Origin of the sequence: Pseudomonas fuscovaginae SE-1 (assembly GCF_000364705.1) — a bacterium.
GTDB classification, from domain to species: Bacteria; Pseudomonadota; Gammaproteobacteria; order Pseudomonadales; family Pseudomonadaceae; genus Aquipseudomonas; species Aquipseudomonas fuscovaginae_A.
The window spans coordinates 1-9,119 of record NZ_AQOH01000304.1; the positions used below are offsets into that span (position 1 = coordinate 1).

A 9,119-nucleotide genomic window follows, 5' to 3' on the forward strand; every position below is an offset into this window, starting at 1 on the left:
TCTCGGTCAAGGCCGGTGACACCGTCGAAGTCGACCAGTCGCTGATCACCCTGGAATCCGACAAGGCCAGCATGGAGATTCCATCGCCAGCCGCCGGCGTGGTGGAAAGCGTTGCCATCAAGCTGGACGACGAAGTCGGTACCGGTGACCTGATCCTGAAACTCAAGGTCAAGGGCGCTGCACCTGCCGCCGCTCCAGCCCCGGCTGCCGCTCCTGCCGCACCCGCCCAGGCCGCTGCTCCGGCGGCTGCCGCCCCGGCACCTGTCGCGGCACCGACTGCTGCACCTGCAGCGGCTGGCGCCAAGGTCCACGCTGGCCCGGCCGTACGCCAACTGGCGCGTGAATTCGGTGTCGACCTGGGCGCAGTCAGCCCAAGCGGCCCGCACGGCCGTATCCTCAAGGAGGACGTGCAGGTCTACGTCAAGGCCATGATGCAGAAGGCCAAGGAAGCCCCAGCCGCTGCCGCCGGTGCAACCGGTGGTGCTGGCATCCCGCCAATCCCGGCCGTGGACTTCAGCCGCTTCGGCGAAATCGAAGAAGTGCCGATGACCCGCCTGATGCAGGCGGGCGCCGCCAACCTGCACCGCAGCTGGCTGAACGTGCCGCACGTGACCCAATTCGACTCGGCGGATATCACCGAACTGGAAGCATTCCGTGTTGCGCAGAAAGCCGTGGCCGAGAAGGCTGGCGTCAAGCTGACCATCCTGCCGCTGCTGCTCAAGAGCTGCGCGCACCTGCTCAAGGAACTGCCGGACTTCAACAGTTCGCTGGCCCCGAGCGGCAAGGCCGTCATCCGCAAGAAGTACGTGCACATCGGCTTCGCCGTCGACACCCCGGACGGCCTGCTGGTCCCGGTGATCAAGAACGTCGACCAGAAGAGCCTGCTGCAACTCGCCGCCGAAGCGGCTTCCCTGGCTGAAAAGGCCCGGACCAAGAAGCTCTCCGCCGACGACATGCAGGGCGCCTGCTTCACCATCTCCAGCCTCGGCCACATCGGCGGCACCGGCTTCACGCCGATCGTCAACGCGCCGGAAGTGGCGATCCTCGGCGTATCCAAGGCAACCATCCAGCCGGTCTGGGATGGCAAGGCCTTCCAGCCGAAGCTGATGCTGCCTCTGTCGCTGTCCTACGATCACCGCGTGATCAACGGTGCCGCGGCAGCGCGCTTCACCAAGCGCCTGAGCGACCTGCTGGCGGATATCCGCACCATCCTGCTGTAACCGGCCATCCGGCCTCCTGGGTCAAGGAGGCCGGATCCGCCGTCGCGTTTTCCGAGCGCCACGCTCGTACCTCAACCCCGCCAGATGGCGGGGCTTTTTTTGCGTCATCCGGACGCACTCGCCCGACACGCGCAAAGCCGCGACGCAGAGCGGCAATCGCCGTCCGTCCGACGCCCCCGATTGAAGATTTCCCGCCTCCGGCCGATACATTGAAGGCACAGAGCCACTGTTCTGCTTGTCAGCCCGACCCGCTTAATGCAACCTTGCCCAACTCGCCAGGAAAAGCCCCCTGTCCTGTGCGTGATCAGTACTCTTGAAGCGAGCTCTCCATGAAAAGCCAACCCGATGCCGCCAATAGATTGGCGGCCGAGGTAGTGACTCAGTTACCGGTGCCGTCGCGGCTCGGTATGCTGCGTTTCGAGCGGCTGAATGAAGCAAGCTGGGCCCTGCTGTTTCTCGATCCCAACTGCGAACGCCAGTTCGGCCTACCGGCCATCGAGCTGTGCGCCCTGGTCGGTTCGCCCTATGCCAGTTTGATGGAGCCCGAAGCCCGCTATCGCCTGCATGACGCGATCCAGCTGCAACTGGCGGAGAACCCGCACTACCTGGTGCGCTATACCCTGCATACCGCCCAGGGTCCGCTGACCCTGCTGGAGATGGGCGAAGCCTACAGGCAGCACAATCGCCACCTGCTGCGTGGCTACCTGCTGGTGGTCGAGGGCCTGTTCGGCCTGGAGCCGCAACTGCCGCTCACCGACCTCGCCACCCAGAACAGCCGCCTGCAGATCGCCCTGGAACTCAACCAGCGCGCCCAACAGGAACAGTTGCAGCACCTCGACCGGGTGCGTGCCCAGCAGGACCTGATCCTGCGCCTGGCCCGCCAGCGCTACAGCGTCAACAATTCGCTGCAGGAAGCCGCCGAACTGATCACCCGCTGCGCCTGCGACATCTACGAAATAGACAGTGCCAGCATCTGGAACCTCGAAGGCCAGCGCCTGGTGCCGATCTCCGCCTATCATCGCGCCAGCCAGGAATATGTCCTGCCGGACGAGATCGACGCCAGCCAGTTCCCCGATTATCTGGAAGCGCTGCACACCAGCCGCGCCATCGACGCCCATAACGCCACCCGCGACCCGCGCACCCGCGACATGGCCGAGATCCTGCGCCCGCGTGACGTCAACGCCATGCTCGATGCCAGCATCCGTATCGACGGCCAAGTGGTGGGCGTACTCTGCCTGGAACAGAGCGGCCACACCCGCGCCTGGCAGTCGGATGAAATCGCCTTCGCCGGCGAGTTGGCGGACCAGTTCGCCCAGGTCATCAACAATCACAACCGACGCACCGCCACCAGCGCCCTGCACCTGTTCCAGCGGGCGGTCGAGCAGAGCGCCAACGCGTTCCTGCTGGTCAACTGCGATGGCGTGGTGGAATACGTCAACCCGAGCTTCACCGCCATCACCCAATACAGCACCGAGGAAGTGCACGGCCAGAAGCTCTCCGAGCTGCCGGCCCTGGAAAACCTCAGCGAGCTGCTGTTCGACGCCCAGTCGAGCCTGGCCCAGAGCAACAGTTGGCAGGGCGAGTTCAAGAGCCGCCGCAAGAACCTCGAACCCTACTGGGGGCAGTTGTCGATCTCCAAGGTCTATGGCGACAACCGCGAACTGACCCACTACATCGGCATCTACGAAGACATCACCCAGACCAAGCTCGCGCAACAGCGCATCGAACGCCTGGCCTACACCGACAACCTGACCAACCTGGGCAACCGTCCGGCATTCATCCGCAACCTCGACGAGCGCTTCGCCCGCGACAGCGATTCGCCGATCAGCCTGCTGCTGGTGGACATCGACAACTTCAAGCGGATCAACGACAGCCTCGGCCACCAGACCGGTGACAAGCTGCTGATCAGCCTGGCCCGGCGCCTGCGCAACAGCCTGAGCCCGAGCGGCAGTCTGGCGCGCTTTGCCAGCAACGAATTCGCGGTCTTGCTGGACGATACCGACCTGGAAGCCGGCCAGCAGATCGCCACCCAGTTGCTGACGACCCTCGACAAACCGATGTTCGTCGACAACCAGTTGATCAGCGTCACCGGCTCCGTCGGCCTGGCCAGCGCGCCACTGCACGGCCGCGACCCGCAGACCCTGATGCGCAACGCCGGCCTGGCCCTGCACAAGGCCAAGGCCAACGGCAAGCACCAGGTCCAGGTGTTCACCGAAGCCCTGAACGCCGAGGCCAGCTACAAGCTGTTCGTCGAGAACAACCTGCGCCGCGCCCTGACCCAGAACGAGCTGGACGTGTTCTACCAACCCAAGCTGTGCCTGCGTAGCGGCCGCCTGCTGGGGATGGAAGCGCTGCTGCGCTGGAACCACCCGGAAAAGGGCATGATCCGCCCGGACCAGTTCATCAGCGTCGCCGAGGAAACCGGCCTGATCATCCCGATCGGCAAATGGATTGCCCGCCAGGCCTGCCGCATGAGCAAGGCCCTGACCGCCCGCGGCCTGGGCAACCTGCAGGTGGCGATCAACCTGTCGCCCAAGCAGTTCTCCGACCCGGACCTGGTCGCCTCCCTGGCCAGCATCCTCAAGGAAGAGCAGTTGCCGCCGTCGCTGCTGGAGCTGGAACTGACCGAGGGCCTGCTGCTCGAAGCCACCGACGACACCCGCCAGCAACTCGACCAACTGAAGAAGATCGGCCTGACCCTGGCCATGGACGACTTCGGCACCGGCTACTCGTCCCTGAGCTACCTGAAGAAATTCCCGATCGACATCATCAAGATCGACCGCAGCTTCATCCACGAGATCCCGGATAACCAGGACGACATGGAAATCACCTCCGCGGTGATCGCCATGGCCCACAACCTGAAACTCAAGGTGGTGGCCGAAGGCATCGAAACCTCCGAGCAACTGACCTTCCTGCGCCGCCATCGCTGCGACGTCGGCCAGGGCTACCTGTTCGACCGGCCGATTCCGGGCGCCGAGCTGATCCAGCAGCTCAGGCGCTACCCGCGCGGACCTTTGGCCTGACAGCGCGGCAACACTCGGGCACACTGTCGGTCTACTTCAATAGCTTCAGCTTATTTCAACCTGACTGAGAGGACTGCGACATGGTCTTGCGCTCGGAAATACTGGTGAACAAAAACGTGCTACCGACCAAAGAACAGGCCCTGCCTGGCCGCGAAACCCCGATGACCGTACCGGACAAACATTTCGTCAACGGCCACCCGCTGCTGGGCCCGTTCCCCGGCAATGTCGAATTCGCCATCTTCGGCCTGGGCTGCTTCTGGGGCGCGGAGCGGCGCTTCTGGCAGCGCGAGGGCGTGTACAGCACGTCGGTGGGCTACGCCGGCGGCTTCACCCCGAACCCGACCTACGAAGAAGTCTGCTCGGGCCTGACCGGCCACAGCGAAGTGGTCCTGGTGGTCTACGAGCCGGAGATCGTCAGCTACGAACAGTTGCTGGCACAGTTCTGGGAACTGCACGACCCGACCCAGGGCATGCGCCAGGGCAACGACATCGGCACCCAGTACCGCTCGGTGATCTATGCCACCAAGCCGGAGCAACTGGAAGCGGCACTCAAAAGCGCCGAGGTGTTCCAGGCCGAACTGACCAAGGCCGGACTGGGCACGATCACCACGGAGATTGCCGAGGCGCCGACCTATTACTACGCCGAGGCCTACCACCAGCAGTACCTGGCGAAGAACCCGGAAGGCTACTGCGGTATCCGCGGTACCGGCGTGAGCTGCCCGATCTGAGGCGCCGGCAGGCCCACTCCCGTGGCGAGGGGGCTTGCCCCCGCTGGGGTGCGAAGCACCCCTGAAGCCAGGCACCGCATTACACCAGAATGAACAGGGCTGCTGATTTTACGGTTGCTGCGCAACCGAACGGGGGCAAGCCCCCTCGCCACAGAGAACCTCTGCCAGACAGAGACAGACTACTCGGCAATCAGCCAATCCATCCGCCAGTCGCCCTGGGTCTGCGCCAGCTTCTGCGCCAACCACGGCAACAGCTCACGCAACTCCTCCTCAAGCCCCCACGGCGGGTTGGCAATCGCCAGGCCCGAACCGTTCAGGCTCGCCGGCGTGTCCAGCGGATGCACCAGCAACTCCACGCGCAGCAGCTTCGGCGCGCCGGTGCCAGCCAGGTCCTGGTAGAAGCGCTTCAGCGCCCGCTGATCCTTGATCGGATACCAGATCGCCGCCACCGTCTGGCGCATGCGCCCTATCGCTTCCTTGAGCGAGGCGGCACAGCGCTGCATCTCGTCCAACTGCTCGAATGGCGGGTCGATCAGCATCACCGCACGCTTTTCCGCCACCGGCAGCAGGGCCCGCGCCAAGTGCCAGCCCTCGCCCAGGTGCACGGCCACGCGACGGTCGCTCTTCATGTTGTCCTTGAGCAGCTTGCCGTCTTCCGGGTGCTTCTCGTTGATCAGCACGCGGTCCTGCGCACGGGTCAGGCGCCGCGCCAGTTCCGGCGACCCCGGGTAGTAGCGCAACTCGCCATCGGGGTTCATCTCGTGCAGCACCCGCAGGTAATCGGCGGTCACCGCGGGCAGGTCCTGCTCCCTCCACAGGCGGGCGATCCCCTCCAGGTACTCGCCGGTACGGCTGGCCTGGTCGCCCTTGAGGTCGTACAGGCCGATCCCGGCGTGGCTGTCGAGATAGGCGAACGGCTGCTCCTTGCGCGCCATCAGGGCGATCAGGCGGGTCAGGATCAGGTGTTTCAGGACGTCGGCGTGGTTGCCGGCGTGGAAGGCGTGACGGTAATTCATGGCAACTCCTGCGAAGGAGGCGAAGTTTACCCTGTGCACCACCCGCCGTCAGGTCGCAACGTACAGGCGGCAGGTCCGTTGCCGACAGACTCGCCGGGAGCGCCCATGATAACGTCGCGTCCTCCCACTCGAAGGATTCGAAACGATGACCACCCGCTACGCCAAAATCATCATGAGCCTGGCGCTCGCCGCCTTCGCCTTCATGGTCACCTTCAACAATGTCAGCGACTACGGCTCCAACTTCGCCTTCGTCAGCCACGTGCTGAGCATGGACACCACCTTCCCGGACAACGCCGCGATGTACCGCGCGATCACCACGCCAAGCCTGTGGCATGCCGCCTATTGGCTGATCATCCTCGGCGAAGGATTGACCGGCGTACTGCTGGCCTTCGGCGCCCTCTCGCTGTGGCGGGCCCGCAAGGCCGACGCCGCCACCTTCGCCCGGGCGAAAAAAGGCATCGTCGCTGGCGCGACCCTGGGTTTCCTGGTGTGGTTCTTCGGCTTCATGGTAGTCGGCGGCGAATGGTTCCTGATGTGGCAATCGAAGATCTGGAACGGCCAGGAAGCAGCCTTCAGGTTCTACATGGCCGTGCTTGGCGTGCTGATCTTCGTCAATCAGGCGGACAACGAGCCGGCTTGAGCTGGATCACTTGCCGACGCTGCGCCAGTAGCGGACACTGGCGCACCGGTTTGCGGTGCGATACGGGTAAGCCACCCGAGGTCCTTGGCGACTCAGACACACGAGACCATTAGCCGACCGCTACTGCCCGGCAGTGCTCAATTAATGGAATTTCACTGAGTCGAGGCCTTATGAAAGACGCAACGATTGCGCTCCATCACGGTTTCAAGTCGGACCCGACCACCAAGGCCGTGGCCGTTCCCATCTACCAGAACGTCGCCTTCGAATTCGACAACGCCCAGCACGGCGCCGACCTGTTCAACCTCGATGTCCCGGGCAATATCTACACCCGGATCATGAACCCCACCAACGACGTGCTCGAACAGCGCCTGGCGGCACTGGAAGGCGGCGTCGCCGCACTCGCCGTGTCCGCCGGCAGCGCGGCGATCCACTACGCGATCCAGACCCTGACCCGCGCCGGCGACAATATCGTCTCCACGCCGCAACTCTACGGCGGCACCTACACCCTGTTCGCCCATCTGCTGCCCAGCTTCGGCGTCGAGGTACGGTTTGCGCGCGACGACTCGCCCGAGGCCGTCGCCGAACTGATCGACGAGAACACTCGACTGGTCTATTGCGAAAGTATCGGCAATCCGGCGGGCAACATCGTCGATCTCGAAAGTTTCGCCCAGGTCGCCCACGCCCATGGCGTACCACTGATGGTCGACAACACGGTGGCGACGCCGATCCTGTGCAAGCCGATCCTGTTCGGTGCCGACATCGTCGTACATTCGGTGACCAAGTATGTCGGCGGCCACGGCAACGCCCTGGGCGGGGTGATCGTCGACGCGGGCACCTTCCCCTGGGCCGACCATCCGCAGAAATTTCCCGGTCTGAATACCCCGGAAGCGGCCTACCACGGCGTGGTCTACACCGAGAAGTTCGGCCCGGCGGCGTTCATCGCCCGCGCGCGCACCGTACCATTGCGCAATACCGGCGCGGCGCTGGCGCCAATGAATGCCTTCCTGCTGCTGCAGGGCCTGGAAACCCTGGCCCTGCGCATGGAGCGCCACACAGAGAATGCGCTCAGGGTGGCGAAGTTCCTCAAGGCCCACGAACAGGTCGCCTGGGTCAGCTACGCCGGCCTGCCGGACCACCCACACCATGAGCTGGCGCACAAGTACATGAAGGGCAAGCCTTCGGCGATCCTCTCGTTCGGCCTCAAGGGCGGCTACGAGGCGGGTGTGCGCTTCTACGACGCGCTGCAGATCTTCAAGCGCCTGGTGAACATCGGCGATGCCAAGTCCCTGGCCTGCCACCCAGCCTCCACCACCCACCGGCAAATGACCGAAGCCGAACAGGCCAAGGCTGGCGTGAAGCCGGAGATGATCCGCCTGTCGGTCGGCATCGAAGCCATCGAGGATCTGCTCGAAGACCTGGAACAGGCACTGCAGGCCTGAAACGCGGCGGCCCGCCTCCAGGGAGACGGGCCGCCTTGCAGCTACAGGGCTTGTCGCCCTATCCCACGGATCAATGTTCCTCGCGGAACTGCTTCTCCGCTGCCGCGAAACGCTGGAGCATCTGCGCCGAAGGCTTGCCCATCTTGCTGACCACGTAGATCGCGATGCTGGCGAAGATGAAGCCCGGGATGATCTCGTACAACCCCAACAGGTTGAGCTGCTTCCAGACGATCACGGTGATCGCGCCGACCAGAATGCCGGCCAACGCGCCATTGCGGGTCATGTCCTTCCAGATCACCGAAATCAGCACCACCGGGCCGAAGGCTGCACCGAAGCCTGCCCAGGCATAACTCACCAGGCCCAGCACGCGGTTCTCGGGGTTGGCGGCCAGGGCGATGGCAATCACCGCGACCAGCAACACCATGGCCCGACCGACCCACACCAGCTCAAGCTGCGAAGCGGACTTGCGCAGGAACGCCTTGTAGAAGTCCTCGGTCAGCGCACTGGAACACACCAGCAACTGGCAGCTCAGGGTACTCATGACAGCCGCCAGAATCGCCGACAGCAGCACACCCGCGATCCAGGGATTGAACAGGAGCTTCGCCAGCTCGATGAACACCCGCTCGTGGTTCTCGCTGACCGGGCCCGCCACCTCGGGGTGCGCCGAGAAGTAGGCGATGCCGAAGAAACCGACCGCCACGGTGCCACCCAGGCACAGGATCATCCAGGTCATGGAAATGCGCCGGGCATTGGCGATCGACTTGACCGAGTCCGCCGCCATGAAGCGCGCCAGGATGTGCGGCTGGCCGAAGTAGCCCAGGCCCCAGCCCATCAGCGAGATGATGCCGATGAAGGTGGTGTTGCGCAGCATGTCGAAATGCCCGGGGTCCTGGGCCTCGATCGCCAGGAAGGTGGTGTCGACGCCACCCGTGGCCAGCAGCACGATGATCGGCGTGAGGATCAGGGCGAAGATCATCAGCGTGGCCTGCACGGTGTCGGTCCAGCTGACCGCCAGGAAACCGCCGATGAAGGTGTAGGCGATGGGGGCCGCCG

The 9,119-nt window shown here is 64.3% G+C and carries 7 protein-coding genes; 5 read left to right on the forward strand and 2 right to left on the reverse strand.

Annotated elements, in window-relative coordinates; translation table 11 throughout:
* From aceF to msrA, 3 genes are all read left to right on the forward strand, one after another.
* Positions 1–1,220: dihydrolipoyllysine-residue acetyltransferase (aceF, locus tag K675_RS0124285; protein WP_017906066.1), on the forward strand; the 1,220-nt coding region annotated here is incomplete at its 5' end.
* A gap of 329 nt (positions 1,221–1,549) precedes the next feature.
* A complete protein-coding gene (locus tag K675_RS0124290; RefSeq protein WP_026145505.1) occupies positions 1,550–4,243 on the forward strand; it encodes a putative bifunctional diguanylate cyclase/phosphodiesterase in 2,694 nt (897 codons plus the stop codon).
* Between the two features lie 80 nt (positions 4,244–4,323).
* Positions 4,324–4,971 carry a peptide-methionine (S)-S-oxide reductase MsrA gene (gene msrA, locus K675_RS0124295; RefSeq protein ID WP_017906068.1) on the forward strand — a complete coding sequence of 216 codons (648 nt, stop codon included), beginning with the start codon at positions 4,324–4,326 and terminating at the stop codon, positions 4,969–4,971.
* A gap of 179 nt (positions 4,972–5,150) precedes the next feature.
* Here msrA and K675_RS0124300 read toward each other — a convergent pair whose 3' ends face one another.
* Complete coding sequence (locus tag K675_RS0124300) at positions 5,151–5,987, reverse strand: 23S rRNA (adenine(2030)-N(6))-methyltransferase RlmJ (protein ID WP_017906069.1); 837 nt, start codon at positions 5,985–5,987, stop codon at positions 5,151–5,153.
* 145 nt (positions 5,988–6,132) lie between these two features.
* On the opposite strand from K675_RS0124300, the gene K675_RS0124305 reads away from it, so the two are divergent.
* Positions 6,133–6,627 (forward strand): DUF2165 family protein, encoded by a 495-nt coding sequence (locus K675_RS0124305; protein ID WP_017906070.1) that lies wholly within the window; start codon positions 6,133–6,135, stop codon positions 6,625–6,627.
* Positions 6,628–6,797: 170 nt separating this feature from the next.
* Positions 6,798–8,066, forward strand: coding sequence for an O-acetylhomoserine aminocarboxypropyltransferase/cysteine synthase family protein (locus K675_RS0124310; RefSeq protein ID WP_017906071.1), 1,269 nt, complete (start codon positions 6,798–6,800; stop codon positions 8,064–8,066).
* 70 nt (positions 8,067–8,136) lie between these two features.
* Here the strand turns inward: K675_RS0124310 and K675_RS0124315 are convergent.
* Positions 8,137–9,119: sodium:solute symporter family transporter (locus tag K675_RS0124315; RefSeq protein ID WP_017906072.1), on the reverse strand; the 983-nt coding region annotated here is incomplete at its 5' end.

Coding starts and splice junctions, on each gene's coding strand:
- K675_RS0124290 (WP_026145505.1), top strand. CDS start 1,550: ATGAAAAGCCAACCCGATGCCGCCAATAGATTGGCGGCCGAGGTAGTG.
- msrA (WP_017906068.1), top strand. CDS start 4,324: ATGGTCTTGCGCTCGGAAATACTGGTGAACAAAAACGTGCTACCGACC.
- K675_RS0124300 (WP_017906069.1), bottom strand. CDS start 5,987: ATGAATTACCGTCACGCCTTCCACGCCGGCAACCACGCCGACGTCCTG.
- K675_RS0124305 (WP_017906070.1), top strand. CDS start 6,133: ATGACCACCCGCTACGCCAAAATCATCATGAGCCTGGCGCTCGCCGCC.
- K675_RS0124310 (WP_017906071.1), top strand. CDS start 6,798: ATGAAAGACGCAACGATTGCGCTCCATCACGGTTTCAAGTCGGACCCG.